Genomic DNA, 18,939 nt, shown 5'->3' with positions numbered 1-18,939 from the left:
AACTCAACCCTCCGTAGGCGCGGCCGAAACACTTCGCCCGCTGGAGAGTGGCGGACCCGACGAGGCCGATCCTGACACAACCCGTGCCCCGCGTGTGTACACCCGTTGTGCACGATGGGTGTTTGGGCGGTTAACGTGGCGTGCAGTGGATGTCAGGCGAGGGGACGGCTGCGCGAATGGTGACTAGACTGTCGGCATCGGATGCGTCGTTCTATCAGCTCGAGAACTCGGCCACGCCCATGTACGTCGGCTCACTGTCGATCCTGCGCAGGCCGCGCTCGGGGCTGAGCTACGAAACCCTGCTTGCGACAGTCGAAGAGCGGTTGCCCCAAGTGCCCCGCTACCGCCAGAAGGTCCGTGAGGTGAAGCTCGGGTTGGCCCGCCCGGTGTGGATCGACGACCGCGACTTCGACATCACCTACCACATCCGGCGTTCCGCGCTGCCGTCTCCGGGCACCGACGCCCAACTGCACGACCTGATCGCCCGCATCGGCTCCCGGCCGCTGGACAAGTCTCGGCCGCTGTGGGAGATGTACCTGGTCGAAGGGCTGGCCAAGAACCGTATCGCCCTCTTCACCAAGTCCCATCAGGCGTTGGTCAACGGCATGGCGGCACTCGAGATGGGTCACGTGATCGCCGACCGGACCCAGAAGCCGCCGGCGTTCGGGGAGGACATCTGGATCCCCGCGCGGGAACCGGGTACGACCTCATTGGTGCTGGGCGCCGTCGGCGACTGGTTCTCCGGTCCGCGCCAGCAGTTGGGCGCGGTGCGATCCGCGGTCACCGGGGCCGTCACCAACTCGGGCCAGCTGATCGACACGGCTCATCGAATCGCCGACGCGGCACGCACGTTCGCGCGTGGCACCGCCCCGAGCAGTCCGTTGAACGCCACGGTGTCGCGTAACCGCCGATTCACGGTGGCCGGCGGCAGCCTCGAGGACTACCGCCAGGTCCGGGCGAGCTACGACTGCGACGTCAACGACGTCGTGCTGGCCGTCATCGCGGGGGCCCTGCGAAACTGGCTGCTGTCGCGCGGTGAACCGGTGACACCCACGGCGACGGTCCGCGCGATGGCCCCGATGTCGGTCTATCCCGAACTCGGCGCAGACGGCGCCGCGTCCGCGGGGCAGGCGATCAGTGAGGTGACACCGTTCCTCGTCGACCTGCCGGTGGGGGAGGGCAACGCGGTGGTCCGCCTGTCGCAGATCGCGCACGCCACGGAATCCCATTCGACCGCGGCGAGTCTGGTGGACGCGCGCACCATCGTCACGCTGTCGGGGTTCGCGCCGCCCACACTGCACGCGATGGGCACACGGGTGGCCAGCAGTTTCCCGGCCAGACAGTTCAATCTGCTGATCACCAATGTGCCCGGCGCCCAGTCGCAGATGTACATCGCGGGCACCAAGCTGCTCGAGACCTACGCGGTGCCCCCGCTGCTGCACAACCAGGTGCTGGCCATCGGCGTGACGTCGTACTGCGGCAACCTGCACTTCGGCATCAACGCCGACCGAGAGGCGATGAGCGACGTCGACGAGTTGCCCGGACTGCTGCGCGAGTCGCTGGACGAACTGCTCGACGCCGCGCGATCCTGAGCGGCCGCAGTACGATTCGACGGTGGGCAAGGGTTCGAAAGCGTCGAAAGCCAGGAAGTCCGCCGGCCGCTCGGCATCGGGCCGGATCCCCAACGATGTCTATGAGGCCGAGATCTTCCGCCTGCAAACCGAATTCGTGAAGCTGCAGGAGTGGGTGAAGCACACCGGCGCTCGAATCGTGGTGGTGTTCGAAGGGCGGGACGCCGCGGGCAAGGGCGGCACGATCAAGCGCATCACGGAATACCTGAGCCCTCGTGTCGCGCGCATCGCGGCGCTGCCCGCACCCACCGGACGGGAACGCGGCCAGTGGTACTTCCAGCGCTACGTCGAACACCTGCCGACCCGAGGCGAGATCGTCCTGTTCGACCGCTCCTGGTACAACCGGGCCGGCGTCGAGACCGTGATGGGGTTCTGCACACCGGAGGAGCGGGCGCTGTTCCTGCATCAGGCGCCCATGTTCGAGCAGATGCTCATCGACGACGGCGTCCTGCTGCGCAAGTACTGGTTCTCGGTGTCCGAGGAGGAGCAGTTGCGCCGGTTCCGCAAGCGTCTGCACGACCCGGTGCGGCAGTGGAAGCTGTCCACGATGGACCTGGAGTCGGTGTACCGGTGGGAGGACTACTCCCGCGCCAAGGACGAGATGATGGCGCACACCGACACCGTGGTCAGCCCCTGGTACGTCGTCGAGTCCGACGTCAAGAAGCACGCGCGGCTGAACATGATGAGCCACCTGCTCTCGACGATTCCCTACCACGACGTCGCGCGGCCCACTGTGCACCTGCCGAAGCGCCCCGTGGAGGCCGCCGGTTACCAGCGGCCGCCGCGGGATCATTCCACCTATGTCGACGACCACGTGGCGACTCTGCTCGGGGATCGTGAGTAGTTCCCGCCGTCGCATCGCTAGTCTGCCCTGATGCGGGTCTACATCCCGGCCACGCTGGCCATGCTGCGCCAGCTCGTCGCCGAGGGAGAACTCTTTCCGGTCGGTGGGACCGCTTTCGCGGTCACCCCCAGGCTGCGCGAGTCCTACGCCGAGGGGGACGACGACGAACTCGCCGAGGTCGCGATCACCGAAGCCGCGCTGGCGTCGATGCGGCTGCTGGCCGGTGACGAGGATCCGGCGGACGGGTTGCCGCTGCGCCGCGCGGTGATCGTCGCCGACGTCGAACCGGTGAAACCGCGGCCCGACCTCGATGACGCCGTGGTGAAGGTCGGCGCGGCCGTGACGACACCGGACATCGTGGCGGTCTATGTCGACAACGCGTCCGCGGAATCCGCGGTCAAGGCCGCGGTGGCGGTCATCGACGATGCGGATCTGGGCGATGAGGACGCCGAGCTGACCGTCGGCGACGCGCAGGACCACGATCTGGCCTGGTATGCGAGCCAGGAACTTCCGTTCCTGCTGGAACTCCTGTAGTTCCCTTCGCAAAAGTGGATACGGCAGCGTAGGTTACGGTACCGTAGGTTTCAGTGTCCCAGGTTGGGGCAACCCATACGCCCGTCCATGGCAGGAGCTCGTCAAGTGGCCAAGAGCGAGATCAAGGTCAGTGCCAACGTCGTCGACACGGTGCGGGCCCAGGTCGCGGGTGCCGAGAAGCACCCTCGCCTCAATCTGCTGCGCAACGTCGTCTCCCGCATCACCACCCCGCTGCTTCCGGACGACTACCTCCAGTTGGCCAACCCGTTGTGGTCGGCGCGTGAACTGCGCGGCCGGATCGTGGAGATCCGGCGGGAAACGGAAGACAGCGCAACGCTTGTCATCAAGCCCGGCTGGGGTTTCTCGTTCGACTACGAGCCCGGCCAGTACATCGGCATCGGTGTGCTCGTCGACGGCCGGTGGCGCTGGCGGTCGTATTCGCTGACCTCGCCGGCGCTCAAGGGTTCGCGCACCATCACCATCACGGTCAAGGCCATGCCCGAAGGCTTCCTGTCGACCCATCTGGTGTCCGGGGTCGAGTCGGGCGCCATCGTCCGGTTGGCCGCGCCCCAGGGTGAGTTCGTCATGCCCAACCCCGCGCCGCCGAAGGTCCTGTTCATCACGGCCGGGTCGGGTATCACTCCGGTGATGTCGATGCTGCGCACGCTGGCCCGCCGCGAGCAGATCACCGACATCGAGCATCTGCACTCCGCGCCCACCGAGGACGACGCGCTGTTCCGGGCGGAACTCGCCGAACTCGCCTCGGCCCATCCGAGCTACCGTTTGCGGCTGCGTGCCACGCGCACGGAGGGCCGTCTGGACTTGGACCGCCTCGACGACGAGGTGCCGGACTGGCGTGAGCGTCAGACCTGGGCTTGTGGTCCGGAGGCGATGCTGGCCGACGCCGAGCGCGTGTGGTCGGCCGCGGGCGTGGGTACCCGTCTGCATCAGGAGAAGTTCGCGGTGTCGCGGGCCGCGGCCCGCGGCGCCGGTGGCACGGTTACGTTTGGGCGCACCGGTAAGACGGCGACAGTCGATGGCGCGACGTCCCTCATGGATGCGGGGGAGCAGGCCGGAGTCCGGATGCCGTTCGGGTGCCGAATGGGCATCTGCCAGTCGTGTGTGGTCAGCCTGGTCGAGGGCCACGTACGGGATCTGCGCACAGGTGACGAGCACGAACCGGGGACGCGCATTCAGACCTGTGTGTCGGCGGCATCCGGCGACTGCGTCGTCGACGTTTAAAACATTTACTGACTGGTAACCTACGAGTTCGTAGGTTACGTTAGCGTAGGTACGACGAAGGGAGAGAGAACGATGGCAGTGACCGACGTTCCGGCGTTCGCGCACCTCACCGAAACGGAGATCGAAAACCTCGGCATCGAATTCGATGCCATCCGGCAGGACATCGAAGACTCCCTCGGCGAGCGCGACGCGCGTTACATTCGCCGCACGATCGCCGCGCAGCGCGCCTTGGAGTTGGCTGGGCGACTGATGCTGGCTGGGAGTTCAAAGCGTTCGTTCTGGTGGGCGGGCACCGCCACTCTGGGCGCGGCCAAGATCATCGAGAACATGGAGATCGGCCACAACGTCATGCACGGCCAGTGGGATTGGATGAACGATCCCGAGATCCACTCCACCACCTGGGAGTGGGACATGGGCGGCGCGTCCAAGCACTGGCGGTTCACCCACAACTTCATGCACCACAAGTACACCAACATCCTGGGCATGGACGACGACATCGGCTACGGGCTGATCCGCGTCACGCGCGACCAGAAGTGGAAGCCGTTCAACCTCGGAAACCTGTTGTACAACACCATTCTCGCGCTCGGCTTCGAGTGGGGCGTGGGGCTGCAGCACGTTGAGCTCGGCAAGATCTTCAAAGGCAGGGACAACCGCGACGAGAGCAAGGTCCGCGCCCGTGAGTTCGCGATCAAGGCCGGTGCGCAGCTGGCCAAGGACTACGTCGCCTACCCGGCTCTGACGGCGCTGTCGCCGCGGGCGACCTTCAGGTCCACCCTGACGGCCAACGCGGTGGCCAACGTCATCCGCAACGTCTGGTCCAACGCCGTCATCTTCTGCGGCCACTTCCCGGACGGCGCAGAGAAGTTCACCAAGACCGACATGGTCGGCGAATCCAGGGGCCAGTGGTACCTGCGCCAGATGCTGGGCAGCGCGAACTTCGAGGGCGGATGGCTGCTGCGCTTCATGAGCGGCAACCTGTGCCATCAGATCGAGCACCACCTGTACCCGGACCTGCCGAGCAGCCGCCTGCACGAGATCTCGTTCCGCGTGCGCGAGGTGTGCGACAAGTACGACCTGCCGTACACCACGGGTTCGTTCCTGGGGCAGTACGGCAAGTCCTGGCGGACCATCGCCAAGCTGTCGCTGCCCGACAAGTACCTTCGGGACACCGCGGACAACGCTCCGGAGACCCGCAGCGAGCGGATGTTCGCCGACCTCGGTGCGGAGTTCGCGGTCACCGACCCGACCACCGGCCGCAAGCGTGGGCTCAAGAGCGCGATCGCCAAGGTGCGTGCGGCACGAAATGCGCGCCGCGACAAGCGGATCGCTGACGGTCAGGCCGAACTGGCCGCCTAGTCTTCACCCGCGAGCGCCCGGGTCTGCACGCAACACGCCGCATGGCGTTGTGCAGGCCCGGGCGCTCGCGTATGTCGGTCAGCGGTGCTACACCGCGGCCTCGCGCAGCACCCCGAGCAGATGCCGCGCGGCGGCGACCCGGCCCGCGGCCGGGCCGGTCAGCAGGTCCAGCGCGCACTCCGGATCGGCTGGCGGGCCCATGTGTCCGCACCCGCGCGGACAGTCCTCGACGGCCTCGGCCAGGTCGGAGAACGCCATCAGCACGCCGTCGGGTTCGATGTGCGCCAGGCCGAACGAGCGGATTCCAGGAGTGTCGATCACCCAACCTCCGCCGCGCAGCGGCAGCGCCACCGACTGTGTGGACGTGTGCTTGCCCTTGCCCACGCCCGACACCTCGCCGATGGCGCGATCCGCTTGCGGCACAAGTCGATTCACCAGAGTCGACTTCCCGACCCCGGAATGTCCGAGCAGCACCGTCAGCCTGCCGTTCAGCACCGGTTCGACGACGTCGAGGGGATCGTCGCGGCCCGCGGTCAGCACCTGCAGGTCGAGGCCCGCGAACTGGGCGGCGAACGGTTCGGGCGGCGCCAGATCCGATTTGGTCAGGCACAGGATCGGCGTCAGCCCGCCGGCGTAGGCCGCGATCAACGCCCGTTCGACGAAGCCAGTGCGCGGCGGCGGGTCGGCCAGCGCCACCACAATCAGCAGCTGGTCGGCGTTGGCCACCACCACACGCTCGGTCGGATCGGTGTCATCGGCGGTGCGCCGCAACACCGTTCGCCTCTCACCGCGGCGCACGATGCGGGCCAGGCTGTCGGGCCGGCCCGACAGATCACCGACCACGTCGACCTCGTCGCCGACGACGATCGGGGTGCGGCCCAGTTCCCGGGCGCGCATGGCCGTGACGGGTTGTTCGGGGTCCCCGCCGAGCACGCAGCCCCAGCGCCCGCGGTCCACTGTCACAACCATCGCGGCTTCGGCGTCGGCGTGGTCGGGCCGAATCTTGGTCCGGGGTCGAGACCCTTTTCCAGGACGGATACGGACGTCCGACTCGTCGTACGTGCGGCCCGCCACGGCGCTCAGTCCTGGCCCGCCAGCATGTCCGCCCACATGTGCGGGAAGTCGGGCAGCGTCTTGGCCGTCGTCGCGATGTCCTCGACCTCGACATCGGGAACCCGCAGGCCGATGATCGCGCCCGCGGTCGCCATCCGATGGTCCGCATACGAGTGCCACGTTCCGCCGTGAAGTGGGGCCGCGGTGATGGTCAGGCCGTCCGGGGTCTCCTCGCACTGCCCGCCGAGGCCGTTGATCTCAGCGGTCAGTGCCGCGAGTCGGTCGGTCTCGTGCCCACGCAGGTGCGCGATACCGCGCAGATGCGACACCGACCCAGGGCTGGCCAGTGCCGCCAGGGCCGCCACCGCGGGGGCGAGTTCGCCGACGTCGTGGAGGTCGACGTCGAAGCCGGTGTACTCGGCGGACCCGTGCACCTCCAGATAGGTGTCGGTCTGCGAGACGGCGGCGTTGGTCATCGCCAGGATGCCCAGGATGGTGTCGGCGGGCTGCAGGCTGGGGGTGGGCCAGCCCGCGATGCGCACCGTGCCTCCGGTCACGGCGGCCGCCGACAGGAACGGCACGGCGTTCGACAGGTCGGGTTCCACCGCCCAGTGTCGGGCCCGCACCTGTCCCGGTTCGACGCGCCACCGATTCGGTGTCGAATCGTCGACCTGGACCCCGGCCAGGCGCAGCATCTCGACGGTCATCGTCACGTGCGGCGCCGACGGCACCGAGCTTCCGGTGTGCTCGACCGTCACACCGTTGTCGAAGGCCGCACCGCACAGCAGCAGCCCGGAGACGAACTGCGAGGACGCCGAGGCGTCGATGGCCACCGTGCCGCCCTTGACCGACCCCGCGCCGGCGACCCGGAACGGCATCGCGTCGGCGTCGATGTCGACGCCGAGGGTGCGCAGTCCGGCCAGCAGCGGGGCGATGGGCCGCGACCGGGCCTGCTCGTCGCCGTCGAACTGCACCGCCACGTGACCGAGCGCGGCCAACGGCGGCACGAACCTCAGCACCGTGCCTGCCAGGCCGCAGTCGATCCGTGCCGCGGATTCGGGGGCCACCGCGCCCGACACCGTCAGCTCCGATGCGTCGCCGTCGACCTGCAGCCCGAGGGTGCGAAGCGCGCCGATCATCAGGTCGGTGTCGCGGCTGCGAAGTGCGCCGCTGATGGTCGATGAGCCCGAGCCCTGCGCGGCGGCCACGGCTGAGAGCACCAGGGTGCGGTTGGTCAGCGACTTGGACCCCGGGATGGTGACGGTGGCGTGGATCGGGCTGCCGGCCTGCGGGGCAGACCAGCTTTCGTGGTGCGGCACGGCTCCATCCTGCCCTGTCGGCGGCTTCTGGAACCATGGAGGTTATGTGTGGACGGTTTGCAGTGACCACCGACCCCGCGCTGCTGGCCCAGAAGATCCAAGCCCTGGACGAGACGGCGGCGGCTTCGGGCAAGGCCCCTGACGAGGCTTCGGACAAGGGCTCGAGCGCGAATTACAACGTGGCCCCCACGACGACCATCAGCACCGTCGTCAAACGGCACACCGAACCCGACGACGACTCCACGCGGCGCCTCCGCTCGATGCGCTGGGGTCTGGTGCCCCCGTGGACCAAAGCCGGGGCCGACGGCCGCCCCGACGCCAAAGGCCCGCTGCTGATCAACGCGCGCGCCGAGAAGGTCACCGAATCGCCTGCGTTCCGCAACTCGGCCAAGAACAAGAGGTGCCTGGTGCCCATGGATGGCTGGTACGAATGGCGTGGTGAGAAGGGCAAGAAGACCCCCTTCTACCTGCACGCCTCCGACGGCGAGCCGCTGTTCATGGCCGGGCTGTGGACCACATGGCGGCCCAAGGGCGCCCCGAAGGACGCCGCGCCCCTGCTCAGCTGCACGATCATCACCACCGATGCGGTCGGCCCGCTGGCCGAGGTCCACGACCGGATGCCGCTGACCATCAGCGCACCGGACTGGGACCGTTGGATGGATCCCGATGCCCCGATCGACGAGGGACTGCTGCGGGGCCACGGCGACCTGGACCGCATCGCGATCCGCGAGGTCTCGACGTTGGTCAACAGCGTGCGCAACAACGGTCCCGAGTTGATCGCCGCGGTCGATCCGCAGGCCGAGCAGACCGAACTGTTTTGAGCGCCCCACTGGTCGACGCCGGCGTCATCGATGCGATCGGCAGGGATCTGCGCGCCGCGGGCTACAGCACAGACGGGGTGGCCGCACTGCTCGGCGAGCAGGTCGATGCCGCGCTGCACCGTGGGCTGTGGTGGCCCGCGTTGCGGGCCACCCGCGCCGCGTCCGCGGAACACCAGTCCCTGGCGCTGCTGGTCCGGATGTTCCTGCTGGGCTCCGAGGAGTCCCGCGACGCGGTTCAGCGCGCGCTGCCCGGCACCGGCGTCGGGACACTGATATCCCAAGGTGTGCTCGAGACCGCCGCGCCGGAGACTGTGCGCGCGGCGCTGGACATCCGCCCGCACAGTGACGGCGCGCGCGATTTCCTCGTCGTCTCCGATCAGGACGCCGCGATGCGGCCGGGTCCGGTCCGGCGGGACCACGTGCTGGGAATCGGCGGCGCATCGATGTCGTTGGCCCGCGCGGTGATCCGCACGCCGGTGACACGCGCGCTGGACCTCGGCACAGGCTGTGGCATCCAGGCCCTGCATCTCGACGGGCACTGCGAGCAGATCGTCGCGACCGACACCAACGAGCGGGCGCTGGCCCTGGCCGCGGCGACAGCCCGGCTCAACGGTATGACGTGGGATCTGCGCTGCGGCAGCCTGTTCGAACCGGTCGCCGGGGAGCGGTTCGATCTGATTGTGTCCAACCCGCCGTTCGTCGTCGGCGCCGGATCCACCGACTACATCTACCGGGACTCCGGAATGGCCGGAGATGCGTTGTCGCAGAGCCTGATCGAACAGGTCGGCGAGCACCTCGCGCCCGGCGGCACCGCGCAGATCATGGCCAACTGGATCGTGCGGCCCGGTGCCGATTGGCGCGAGCGGGTGCAGGGCTGGCTGGCCTGCACCGACCTGCACGCCTGGGTGGTCCAGCGTGAACTGGCCGACCCGGTCAGCTACGTCGCGCTGTGGACTTCCGATGCGGGGGAGACCCCGGAGCAGACCGCGCAGCGCGGCGGGGCCTGGCTCGACTGGTTCGCCGCGGAGGACATCAGCGGCGTCGGAATGGGCACCATCACGCTGCGCGCGCGGCGGCCGGGGGAGACTGGCCCCTGCGATCAGGTGCTCGAGGAGATCACCGGCGCCGACGAGGCGTTGACGGGCCCGGAGGTCGAGGCGTTCCTGGCCCGCCGCGCCTACCTGCGCGAGACCAGTGACGAGGCTCTGCTGGCGGCCAGGCTGTCGACGGCTCCGGTGCTGCTCGAGGAGCACTCACTGCCGGGGGCAGAGGGCTGGCAGCAGATCGGCGCCGCGGTGCGCAGGCCCGGCGGCCCGGCCGCGGTGCTGGGAGTCGACGAGGTGTCCAAGGCGCTGCTCGCGGGCTGCCGTGGCGAGGTCGCACTGGGCACCCTGCTGCAACTGTTGGCGGCGCACCATGGCGTCGATTCCGACGCGTTGGCGCAGGCAGCGCTGCCCGTGGTGCGGGAGGGCATCGGCCGGGGGATCCTGTACGAGGCTCGCTAGCGCTGTCCTGACGGTGATGCCATGCTGTGAGGTGACTCACAGGGGGTGGCCATGACCGCGACACAGCCGAGGACCGAAACCGACATCACCGTCCGCAATCCCGCGACGGGGCAGGTGTCGGGCAGCGTGCCCATCCACGATGCCGACACCGTGGCGAAGAGGGCCGAGGAACTGCGCGCGGCGCAACCGGAGTGGGAGGCCATGGGGCCGCGCGGGCGGAAACGCTGGCTGCTGGAGTTCCAGAACTGGCTGCTCGACAACGCCGACCACCTCACCGAGGTGCTGATGTCCGAGACGGGCAAGTCCCGCAACGACGCCAGCCTGGAACCGGTCGCCACGGGCGACAACGTGAACTTCTGGGCGACCCACGCCGAGGAGTACCTGTCCGACGGGCACCCCAAGGCGCACAGCCCGCTGTACCGCGTGAAGCGGTTCACCACGGTCTACCGCCCGCAGCCCCTGGTCGGGGTGATCACGCCGTGGAACTTCCCGTTGGCGATGCCGGGTATGGACGTCCCGCCCGCGTTGGCGGCGGGCGCCGCGGTGCTGTTGAAACCCTCTGAGGTGACCCCGCTTTCGGCGGTCGAATTCGCCCGCGGGTGGACCGAGATCGGTGCGCCGCCGGTGCTCGGACTGGTCACCGGCTACGGCGACACCGGCGCCGCGCTCATCGACAACGTCGACTACGTCCAGTTCACCGGATCGACCGCAACGGGTCGCAGGGTTGCGGTGGCGTGCGCGCAGCGGTTGATCCCCTACAGCCTGGAACTGGGCGGCAAGGATCCCGCGATCGTGCTGGCCGACGCCGATCTGGAGCGCGCGGCCAACGGCATCGCCTGGGGCGGGTTGTTCAACTCGGGCCAGGTGTGTGTGTCGGTGGAACGCGTCTACGTCGAGGCTCCGGTGTACGACGAGTTCGTCGACAAACTTGCGGCCAAGGTCCGAGCCGTCAGCCAGGGCGCCGACCACGACACCGGCGCCATGGCCACCGAAGCGCAACGCGACCTCGTGGCCAGGCATGTCGACGCCGCGACCGCGGCGGGCGCCAAGGTGCTCACGGGCGGCAAACCCACGGGCGTCGGGACGTTCTTCGCACCCACGGTCCTGGCCGACGTCGACCAGACCATGGCCTGCATGACCGACGAGACGTTCGGGCCGACCATCCCGGTCATCAAGGTGGCCGACGAGAACGAGGCGATCCGGCTGGCCAACGACTCCACCTACGGGTTGTCGGCCACGGTGTGGACTGGCGATCCCCATCGCGGCGAACGCATCGCGCGGCGCCTGGAGGTGGGGGCCGTCAACGTCAACGACGCCCTGGCCAACGTGTTCTGCCCGACGCTGCCGATGGGCGGTTGGAAGGAGTCCGGCGTCGGCTACCGGGCCGGTGGGCCGCACGGAATCCGCAAATACTGCCGCCAGCAGGCCATCACGGCGCCGCGGATTCCGACGCAGAAGAGTGAACTGCTGTGGTACCCGGCCTCGAAGCGCAAGCGTCAGTTCGCGCTCGGCGCGATGCGGGCGATGTCGGCCCGCGGTTGGCGTCGTCTGGGGATCAAGCCCCGCGGCGCGCGGTGACCACCGCGTAGGGCGAGTCGAACCGCACCGCACCGTCGGCGTCGATGTGCTCCCGCAGTGCCGCCGCGAACGCCTCGGCGAGGGCTTCGCGCTGCGCGGTATCACAGCGGGCGAATGCCGCGAGGTGCAGAGGTGACTCATACTGGACGAACCGCAGCGCGGCGTCGAGATTCTCGAATCGCCATGTGTAGACCCCGGTGTCGATCGTGAGCTCACCGAACCCGGCCGCCAGGCGGCGTTCAATCTGCTCGGGGTCACCCCATTGGTCGGGGGTGAACGCCGGGACCGGCGCGCCTGCGAACACCGCCGCGATCGGGTCGGACAGCGGGTTGCCGGTCACGCGAACCCACGCTGAGAAGGCCAGTACGCCATCGGGTTTGAGGAGGCGCCTCAGCTCGGCGACCTGCCCGTCGGGTTCGACGAAGATGATGCCCATATTCGACACGACGACGTCGAAGGCCGCGCTGGGCAGGCCCGTGTCGGCCGCGTCGGCGGCCACCCACCTTATGTCCACGTCCGTGCCGTTGGCCTTGGCCTTGGCGAGATCCAGGAGTTCCGGTGTCAGGTCCACGCCCGTGACCCGAGCGCCCCGCGCGGCCGCGGCCAGTGCGGCGCTCCCGGTGCCGCAGGCCAGGTCCACCACCGCGGCGCCGGCCAGCGGTGAACGTCGGTCTGCGGCCTCGACGGTCTGCACCGCGATGTCGGAGATGTGTTCGGCCACCGACTCATAGCGGCCCTGTGCCCACAACGTCATGGGTGGGCTCAGGGTCCGGTGTAGCCGGGGGGATTGGCGCCTTCGACCCAGAAGTCAACGCCGAGTTCGGATCCCGGGATGCAGTCGTACACCGAGAGGTCGGTGACACCGGAGTCCAGCAGGACGTCCTCGCACAGCAGCGTGTGGCCGGTGAAACTCGCGGGCTTCGTCAGGACCGCGTAGGCGGCGTCGGCGTACACCTCGGGCTTTCGGGAGCGGGCCATCGACTCGTCGCCGCCGAGCAGGTTCTGCACGGCTGCGGTGGCCACCATGGTGCGGGGCCACAGCGTGTTGGAGGCGATGCCGGCCTCGCGCATCTCTTCGGCGATTCCCAACGCGCACAACGTCATACCGAACTTGGCCATCATGTAGGGCGTGGGCCGCAGCCACTTGGACTCGAGCAGGATCGGCGGTGACAGCGTCAGGATGTGTGGGTTCTGGCGGCCCTTCATATGCGGGATGCAGGCCTGCGACACCGCGTACGTGCCGCGGACCTGGATGCCGTTCATGAGGTCGAAGCGTTTGAGCGGGACCTCCTCGATGGAGCCGAGATTGATGGCCGATGCGTTGTTGACGCAGATGTCGATGCCGCCGAACTGAGCGACGGCCGCGGCCACCGCGGCGTCCACCGAGTCCCCGTCACGGACGTCGCCGACGATCGGCAGCGCCTGCCCGCCGACCTCCTCGATCTCCTTGGCGGCGGTGTAGATGGTGCCCGGCAGTTTGGGGTGGGGTTCGGCGGTTTTGGCCACCAACGCGATGTTGGCACCGTCGGCGGCGACCTTCTTGGCGATCGCCAGGCCGATGCCGCGACTGGCACCCGAGATGAACATGGTCTTGCCCTGCAGCGGGCGATCCTCAGCCATGTGTTCAGACCCTAGCCAGTACGGATGTCGGCAACCAGGGCTTGAGTCATCTCGACCAGGTCGCGCGGCGCCAACGCCAGGTCCAGCCCACGCCGGCCCGCGCTGCACAGGATCTGATCCCACTCCAGCGCCGAGGCGTCAACGACGGTCGGCAGCCTCTTGCGCTGGCCCAGCGGGGAGATGCCGCCCACGACGTAGCCCGTGCTCCGCTGAGCCTCGGCGGTGTCGGCCATCGCGGCCTTGGGCACCCCCAGCGCGGCCGCCGCGGCTTTCAGCGACAGCGTGGCGGGCACCGGGAGCACGGCGACGGCCAGGCCCTTGGGCAGCGCGATGACCAGCGTCTTGAAGACCTGCTGGGGAACCACGCCGTGCGACTTGGCGAGTTCGGCGACCGCCTCGGCGCCGAAATTCGTGGTGCGCGGGTCGTGGTGATAGGTGAGCACCTCGTGGGGGATGCCGGCCTTCACAAGGGCCGCGATCGCGGGGGTTGCTGCTTTGGCCACGGCGCAAGGCTAGCGGTGGGCCCGCTGCGGAAATATCGCGGCGGAAAATACTGTTCCCACCTGCAGTCCCGCCCGCAAAGGGCGAGTTTGTCGGTACACGGCCCTAGGATTGGGCAGATAGGGGAGTCTGGTGGCATTGCAATGCCTGGATACTCCGACAGCGGCACAGTTGACTGCGACGTTCGGGTCATTGGAGCCGGTGGGGATCAGTGGGTACGCGGCGGTGGAAGGGACTGTGTCAGGCACGATGACCGACTTGGATGACGTGGACGGCACGGGCACGGCGGCGGTGCACGAGGAGACCGACGCCGAACTGACCGCGCGGTTCGAGCGCGACGCGATTCCGCTGCTCGACCAGCTCTACGGCGGTGCGCTGCGGATGACGCGCAATCCCGCCGACGCCGAGGACCTCCTGCAGGAGACCATGGTCAAGGCGTATGCGGGTTTCCGGTCATTCCGTGAGGGCACCAACCTGAAGGCCTGGCTGTACCGCATTCTGACCAACACCTACATCAACAGCTATCGCAAGAAGCAGCGCCAGCCCGCGGAGTATCCGACCGACGAGATCACCGACTGGCAGTTGGCGGCCAACGCCGAGCACACCTCGACGGGGCTGCGTTCGGCTGAGGTGGAGGCCCTTGAATCGCTGCCCGACACCGAGATCAAGGCGGCGCTGCAGGCTCTGCCTGAAGATTTCCGAATGGCGGTTTACTATGCCGACGTCGAAGGTTTCCCGTACAAGGAGATCGCGGAGATCATGGATACGCCGATCGGAACGGTGATGTCGCGGCTGCACCGCGGACGTCGCCAACTGCGGGAACTGCTGACCGATGTCGCAAAGGACCGTGGTTTCATCCGGGGCCATCAACTCGACGAGGCCGAGGAGGTGTCGTCATGAGCGCCGACGAGAACGACCGCTGGCAGCCCCCAGTGGGCCCCGTCGACCCTGAGCATCCCGAATGCGCCGCGGTGATCGCCGAGGTGTGGACGCTGCTCGACGGCGAATGCACCGAGGACACCCGCGAGAAGCTCCAGCATCATCTCGACGAGTGCCCCGCATGCCTGCGCTATTACGGCGTCGAGGATCGGATCAAAAAGCTCGTCGCGACCAAGTGCAGCGGGGAGAAGGCTCCCGAGGGCCTGCGTCAGCGACTGCGGCTGGAGATCAGCCGCACCACGATCATCCGCCGCGGCTGACGGCCTCAGAGGCCCCCAACGCCGCCTACGCGCCCACTGGGACGACCAGTGCGTGGCAGTGACCTAGTCCCGGTGCCAACGCCGGGCTGGGGCGTTGCTGCCCCCGCAGGGGCCCGCAGACGTCCCGCAATAGAAAAGACCGCCCGGCTCAAAGAGCTCGGGCGGTCTGCATATGAGCAGGCTCAGGCGTTGGGACGCTTGCCGTGGTTGGCCTTGCTGTGCTTGCGGTCGCGCTTCTTCCGGCCACGCTTGGCCATGTCATTACCTCCGGTGTCGATGTCCAATCCGGGCCGGGCCCGAACAGTGTTGGTCTCATTGTCTCATGTCGGGGAGGATGCTTTGTCCCGCGGGCAACACAAGGGCAGGTGTCAGGCGGTCGGCTGCGGTGTTGTGGTTCGATAAAGCGTCAACAGCCCTGGATCGGTGATGAGGTGGAGATGGCCGAGGATGTTCGCGCAGAGATCGTTGCCAGCGTGCTCGAAGTGGTGGTGAGCGAGGGCGACCAGATCAGCGAGGGCGACACCGTGGTGCTGCTGGAGTCCATGAAGATGGAGATCCCAGTTCTGGCGGAAGCCGCAGGCACCGTCACGAAGGTCAACGTGGCCGTGGGTGACGTCATCCAGGCCGGCGACCTCATCGCCGTGATCAGCTAGCCCGAGGCATGTCCACACTCGGTGAGCTTCTTGCCGAGCACACCGTCCTGCCTGGCGGCGCGGTCGATCATCTGCACGCCGTGGTCAGTGAATGGCAGCTTCTGGCGGATCTGTCGTTCGCCGACTACCTGATGTGGGTGCGCCGCGACGACGGCGACCTGGTGTGCGTGGCTCAGTGCCGGCCGAACACCGCACCGACCGTCCTGCTCAGCGACGCCGTCGGCACGACGGCGTCGGCCCACGAGCTTCCGCTGGTGGTCGCGGCGTTTCAGTCCGGGGTGATCGGCCGCGAGGACGACCCTGGTCCGTCGCTGTCCGTGCGACCGATGGGCCTCAACATCGAGGCCGTGCCGGTCAAACACGGCGAGGCCGTGGTGGCCGTGCTGACGCACCAGACGGCGTTGGCAGCGATGCGGCTGTCCAGTCCGCTGGAGCAGGCCTATCTGGACTGTGCCGGCGATCTGGTGCTCATGCTGTCGGAGGGCACGTTCCCGAACGTCGGTGACCTGGCCATGTCGCGGTCGAGTCCCCGCGTGGGGGACGGGTTCATCCGGCTGGACGGCAACGGGGACATCGCGTTCGCCAGCCCCAACGCGCTGTCGGCATACCACCGGATGGGGCTCACCTCGGAGTTGGAGGGCCACAACCTGGTCGCCATCACCCGGCCGCTGATCTCCGACCCGTTCGAGGCGCAGGAACTCGCCGAGCACGTCCGCGACTCGATCGCGGGCGGTTCGAGCATGCGCATGGAGGTCGACGCCGGTGGTGCGGCCGTGCTGTTGCGCACCATCCCGTTGGTCGCCCATGGTGCTCCGGCGGGGGCAGCGGTGCTGATCCGCGACGTGACCGAGGTCAAGCGACGGGATCGCGCGCTGCTGAGCAAGGACGCCACGATCCGCGAGATCCACCACCGGGTCAAGAACAACCTGCAGACGGTCGCGGCGCTGCTGCGCTTGCAGGCCCGTCGGACCAACAATGCCGAGAGTCGGGAAGCCCTGATGGAGTCGGTGCGCCGGGTCTCCTCGATCGCTCTGGTGCACGACGCGTTGTCGATGTCGGTCGACGAGGAGGTCAACCTCGACCAGGTGATCGACCGCATCCTGCCGATCATGAACGACGTGGCGTCGGTGGACGCGCCGATCAAGATCACCCGTGAGGGCGCGCTCGGAGTGCTCGACGCCGACCGTGCGACGGCGCTGATCATGGTGGTCACCGAATTGGTGCAGAACGCCCTGGAACATGCCTTCGATGCGGGGGCGGCGCGCGGTTCGGTCACCATTCGCGCGGAGCGGTCGGCCCGCTGGCTCGATGTCGTGGTGCATGACGACGGCCGCGGCCTGCCAGCCGGTTTCAGCCTGGAGAAGTCCGACCGCCTCGGCCTTCAGATCGTGCGGACCCTGGTGTCCGCGGAACTCGACGGGTCACTGGGCATGCATGACGTGCCCGACGGGGGTACCGACGTCACGCTGCGGGTGCCGATCGGACGACGGTCCCGGCTGTCGCAGTGACCCATGCGGTGACACGAAAAGCGCACCGCCCTGGACATGACGAAGGCCCCGGCGCTGCCGGGGCCCTTTGTCATGTTCGCGCTGGTCAGACCCCAGTACGGGTCCGGGTGCGCGCGTTGCGTCGCTTGAGGGCGCGACGCTCGTCTTCACTCATGCCGCCCCACACACCGGCGTCCTGGCCCGACTCAAGCGCCCAGCTCAGGCACTCGGTGGTCACGGGACAGCGGTTGCAGACGAGCTTCGCGTCGGCGATCTGAGCGAGCGCGGGACCGCTGTTCCCAACCGGGAAGAACAGTTCCGGATCCTCATCACGACAGACCGCATTGTGACGCCAATCCATGGCAATTACTCCTTACTTGGGCGCGCAGCAAAACGCGCCAATCTTTTTGTGTTCGGCTGTCAACACGTGCACCGAATGTTTCTGCACTGTTGCATCTGATCGTTCCAGAGGCTGGACAGATGTCAATAGGACTCAGTTAACACGTGGGCAATGTCACTGCCGGGGCCGGTTTCCCTCGCCCTCACCCCGTTGTACTACACTCACACTCAGCTGCGCCCTAAATCAACGCAAGTGAAATCATCATCACAGTTCAGGGGCGGTTTCGGCAGGCGGGGCCACCACACTCAAAGCGTCAGAGACTGACGTAAACGTCATAGTTTCGCGCTCGCCGAGATAATCACCGTCAATTTGGGTCGCAACCGGCGTGTCGCTCGTCACTCGGACCCAGGACACGTTGTCGTCGCGAATCAGATGCTTGGCAGCAATCTTCGGGCGCTTTGACAGCATCTGGCGGACCAGACCGAGATTGCGCCACACATTCATGCTTGTGGTCGCGAACACACCCAGGCCGCCTTCGAAGCGGCAGTCCGGGTTGGTCCAGACGGGCCTCTTGTTGGCGTATGTCCACGGGCTGGAGTTCGACACGAAGACGAAGTGCACGCCCGAGACGGGCTCGCGGTCCTGCAGGTGCAGCGTGAGCTTGGGCTCCCGTCGGGCGCTGCGCAACACCGCGGGCACCGCGACCCTGATGTAGCGGCTCGCCGAGACGCCTTTACCGCTGCGTTTACCCGACCGGTGGGCCTCCACTGCCGCCACCACTTCACCGTCGACGCCCAACCCGGCGGTGAAGACCGCCCAGCGCTCACCGCAGTCCATCAGGTTGATGCGACGCCAACTGCGTTCGCGGCCGTGCTCGCTGAGCAGGTCCACCAGCATGTTCGTCGCCTCGACGGGGTCGGAAGGGATGCCCAGCGACCGGGCGAAGACGTTGGCCGAGCCTCCGGGAACCACCGCCACCGCAGGGACACGGCGCAGCGGCGGCAGCGGCCCCGGCTTGCCCAGCATGCCGTTGACCACCTCGTTCACGGTGCCGTCGCCCCCGTGAATGATCACCACGTCCACGCCGTCGGCGGCGGCCTTCTCGGCGATCTCGCTCGCGTGGCCACGATGATTCGTGTGCTCGACGGTCAGCCGCACCCGGCTTTCCAGAGCGTGCGCCAGAAGGTCGCGGCCCGCAGGGGTGGTGGAGGTGGCATTGGGGTTCACGATCAGCACGGCACGCACGAGTTCCGAGC

20 protein-coding genes are annotated in these 18,939 nt (G+C 67.9%); 12 read left to right on the top strand and 8 right to left on the bottom strand.

The window, feature by feature from the left end; genetic code table 11:
* The first annotated feature begins 176 nt into the window (after positions 1–176).
* From G6N34_RS17065 to G6N34_RS17045, 5 genes are all read left to right on the top strand, one after another.
* Positions 177–1,592, top strand: coding sequence for a WS/DGAT/MGAT family O-acyltransferase (locus G6N34_RS17065; protein ID WP_085148766.1), 1,416 nt, complete (start codon positions 177–179; stop codon positions 1,590–1,592).
* 85 nt (positions 1,593–1,677) lie between these two features.
* The gene (ppk2, locus tag G6N34_RS17060) at positions 1,678–2,475 is read left to right on the top strand and encodes a polyphosphate kinase 2 (protein ID WP_407663277.1); all 798 of its coding nucleotides are present in this window, start codon (positions 1,678–1,680) and stop codon (positions 2,473–2,475) included.
* A gap of 27 nt (positions 2,476–2,502) precedes the next feature.
* Positions 2,503–3,009 carry a DUF6912 family protein gene (locus tag G6N34_RS17055; protein ID WP_234812776.1) on the top strand — a complete coding sequence of 169 codons (507 nt, stop codon included), beginning with the start codon at positions 2,503–2,505 and terminating at the stop codon, positions 3,007–3,009.
* Between the two features lie 105 nt (positions 3,010–3,114).
* Positions 3,115–4,251, top strand: a complete 1,137-nt coding sequence (locus G6N34_RS17050; protein WP_085148757.1) for a ferredoxin reductase — start codon at positions 3,115–3,117, stop codon at positions 4,249–4,251.
* Positions 4,252–4,323: 72 nt separating this feature from the next.
* A complete protein-coding gene (locus G6N34_RS17045; RefSeq protein ID WP_085148755.1) occupies positions 4,324–5,607 on the top strand; it encodes a fatty acid desaturase family protein in 1,284 nt (427 codons plus the stop codon).
* Positions 5,608–5,694: 87 nt separating this feature from the next.
* On the opposite strand, the gene rsgA is transcribed toward G6N34_RS17045, so the two are convergent.
* Together rsgA and aroA are read right to left on the bottom strand one after the other, a co-directional pair.
* Positions 5,695–6,681: a ribosome small subunit-dependent GTPase A gene (gene rsgA, locus G6N34_RS17040; protein WP_085148752.1), complete on the bottom strand. Its 987-nt coding sequence runs from the start codon at positions 6,679–6,681 to the stop codon at positions 5,695–5,697.
* A gap of 5 nt (positions 6,682–6,686) precedes the next feature.
* The gene (gene aroA / locus G6N34_RS17035; RefSeq protein ID WP_085148749.1) at positions 6,687–7,979 is read right to left on the bottom strand and encodes a 3-phosphoshikimate 1-carboxyvinyltransferase; all 1,293 of its coding nucleotides are present in this window, start codon (positions 7,977–7,979) and stop codon (positions 6,687–6,689) included.
* Positions 7,980–8,023: 44 nt separating this feature from the next.
* Between aroA and G6N34_RS17030 the strand changes: the two genes are divergently transcribed.
* From G6N34_RS17030 to G6N34_RS17020, 3 genes are read left to right on the top strand one after another with little or no spacing between them, the layout of a single operon-like run.
* Positions 8,024–8,800: an SOS response-associated peptidase gene (locus tag G6N34_RS17030; protein ID WP_197746688.1), complete on the top strand. Its 777-nt coding sequence runs from the start codon at positions 8,024–8,026 to the stop codon at positions 8,798–8,800.
* Positions 8,797–10,305 carry a DUF7782 domain-containing protein gene (locus G6N34_RS17025; protein ID WP_109788286.1) on the top strand — a complete coding sequence of 503 codons (1,509 nt, stop codon included), beginning with the start codon at positions 8,797–8,799 and terminating at the stop codon, positions 10,303–10,305. Before G6N34_RS17030 ends, G6N34_RS17025 begins: the two co-directional genes overlap by 4 nt.
* Positions 10,306–10,356: 51 nt before the next feature.
* Entirely contained in the window at positions 10,357–11,883 is a 1,527-nt protein-coding gene (locus G6N34_RS17020) for an aldehyde dehydrogenase family protein (RefSeq protein WP_085148744.1), read from the top strand.
* Here G6N34_RS17020 and G6N34_RS17015 read toward each other — a convergent pair.
* From G6N34_RS17015 to ybaK, 3 genes are read right to left on the bottom strand one after another with little or no spacing between them, the layout of a single operon-like run.
* A complete protein-coding gene (locus G6N34_RS17015; protein WP_109788285.1) occupies positions 11,861–12,637 on the bottom strand; it encodes a class I SAM-dependent methyltransferase in 777 nt (258 codons plus the stop codon). The genes G6N34_RS17020 and G6N34_RS17015 overlap by 23 nt on opposite strands.
* A gap of 8 nt (positions 12,638–12,645) precedes the next feature.
* Positions 12,646–13,503, bottom strand: coding sequence for an SDR family oxidoreductase (locus G6N34_RS17010; RefSeq protein WP_085148737.1), 858 nt, complete (start codon positions 13,501–13,503; stop codon positions 12,646–12,648).
* Positions 13,504–13,514: 11 nt separating this feature from the next.
* Complete coding sequence (gene ybaK / locus G6N34_RS17005) at positions 13,515–14,006, bottom strand: Cys-tRNA(Pro) deacylase (protein WP_085148734.1); 492 nt, start codon at positions 14,004–14,006, stop codon at positions 13,515–13,517.
* Between the two features lie 247 nt (positions 14,007–14,253).
* On the opposite strand from ybaK, the gene G6N34_RS17000 reads away from it, so the two are divergent.
* On the top strand, positions 14,254–14,904 hold the full coding sequence (locus G6N34_RS17000) for a sigma-70 family RNA polymerase sigma factor (RefSeq protein WP_085149981.1): 651 nt from the start codon (positions 14,254–14,256) through the stop codon (positions 14,902–14,904).
* On the top strand, positions 14,901–15,203 hold the full coding sequence (rsrA, locus tag G6N34_RS16995; protein ID WP_085148731.1) for a mycothiol system anti-sigma-R factor: 303 nt from the start codon (positions 14,901–14,903) through the stop codon (positions 15,201–15,203). The genes G6N34_RS17000 and rsrA overlap by 4 nt, the downstream gene beginning before the upstream one ends.
* 182 nt (positions 15,204–15,385) lie before the next feature.
* Here the strand turns inward: rsrA and G6N34_RS28505 are convergent, their stop codons facing one another.
* Positions 15,386–15,460: a 50S ribosomal protein bL37 gene (locus G6N34_RS28505; protein ID WP_011728008.1), complete on the bottom strand. Its 75-nt coding sequence runs from the start codon at positions 15,458–15,460 to the stop codon at positions 15,386–15,388.
* A gap of 180 nt (positions 15,461–15,640) precedes the next feature.
* Here G6N34_RS28505 and G6N34_RS16990 point away from each other — a divergent pair, with 180 nt between their 5' ends.
* Positions 15,641–15,856: a biotin/lipoyl-binding carrier protein gene (locus G6N34_RS16990; RefSeq protein ID WP_068245366.1), complete on the top strand. Its 216-nt coding sequence runs from the start codon at positions 15,641–15,643 to the stop codon at positions 15,854–15,856.
* 8 nt (positions 15,857–15,864) lie between these two features.
* Positions 15,865–17,364 carry a two-component system sensor histidine kinase PdtaS gene (locus G6N34_RS16985; RefSeq protein ID WP_085148728.1) on the top strand — a complete coding sequence of 500 codons (1,500 nt, stop codon included), beginning with the start codon at positions 15,865–15,867 and terminating at the stop codon, positions 17,362–17,364.
* A gap of 85 nt (positions 17,365–17,449) precedes the next feature.
* Here G6N34_RS16985 and G6N34_RS16980 read toward each other — a convergent pair whose 3' ends face one another.
* On the bottom strand, positions 17,450–17,704 hold the full coding sequence (locus tag G6N34_RS16980) for a WhiB family transcriptional regulator (RefSeq protein ID WP_085148725.1): 255 nt from the start codon (positions 17,702–17,704) through the stop codon (positions 17,450–17,452).
* Positions 17,705–17,947: 243 nt separating this feature from the next.
* Entirely contained in the window at positions 17,948–18,928 is a 981-nt protein-coding gene (locus tag G6N34_RS16975; protein WP_085148722.1) for a diacylglycerol/lipid kinase family protein, read from the bottom strand.
* Between the last annotated feature and the right edge of the window lie 11 nt (positions 18,929–18,939).

This window comes from Mycolicibacterium confluentis, assembly GCF_010729895.1.
In the GTDB taxonomy this organism is placed as follows: domain Bacteria; phylum Actinomycetota; class Actinomycetes; order Mycobacteriales; family Mycobacteriaceae; genus Mycobacterium; species Mycobacterium confluentis.
The sequence above is the reverse complement of the archived record's forward strand: the minus strand, read 5'-3'. Positions and strand labels throughout refer to the sequence as shown.

Bases quoted from the DNA above. Each gene is read 5' to 3' on its own strand.
- G6N34_RS17065 (WP_085148766.1), top strand. From the start codon at position 177: ATGGTGACTAGACTGTCGGCATCGGATGCGTCGTTCTATCAGCTCGAG.
- G6N34_RS17015 (WP_109788285.1), bottom strand. From the start codon at position 12,637: ATGACGTTGTGGGCACAGGGCCGCTATGAGTCGGTGGCCGAACACATC.
- G6N34_RS16990 (WP_068245366.1), top strand. From the start codon at position 15,641: ATGGCCGAGGATGTTCGCGCAGAGATCGTTGCCAGCGTGCTCGAAGTG.
- G6N34_RS17020 (WP_085148744.1), top strand. From the start codon at position 10,357: ATGACCGCGACACAGCCGAGGACCGAAACCGACATCACCGTCCGCAAT.
- G6N34_RS17010 (WP_085148737.1), bottom strand. From the start codon at position 13,503: ATGGCTGAGGATCGCCCGCTGCAGGGCAAGACCATGTTCATCTCGGGT.
- G6N34_RS17030 (WP_197746688.1), top strand. From the start codon at position 8,024: ATGTGTGGACGGTTTGCAGTGACCACCGACCCCGCGCTGCTGGCCCAG.
- G6N34_RS17000 (WP_085149981.1), top strand. From the start codon at position 14,254: ATGACCGACTTGGATGACGTGGACGGCACGGGCACGGCGGCGGTGCAC.
- G6N34_RS17045 (WP_085148755.1), top strand. From the start codon at position 4,324: ATGGCAGTGACCGACGTTCCGGCGTTCGCGCACCTCACCGAAACGGAG.
- G6N34_RS16980 (WP_085148725.1), bottom strand. From the start codon at position 17,704: ATGGATTGGCGTCACAATGCGGTCTGTCGTGATGAGGATCCGGAACTG.
- G6N34_RS16985 (WP_085148728.1), top strand. From the start codon at position 15,865: ATGTCCACACTCGGTGAGCTTCTTGCCGAGCACACCGTCCTGCCTGGC.
- rsrA (WP_085148731.1), top strand. From the start codon at position 14,901: ATGAGCGCCGACGAGAACGACCGCTGGCAGCCCCCAGTGGGCCCCGTC.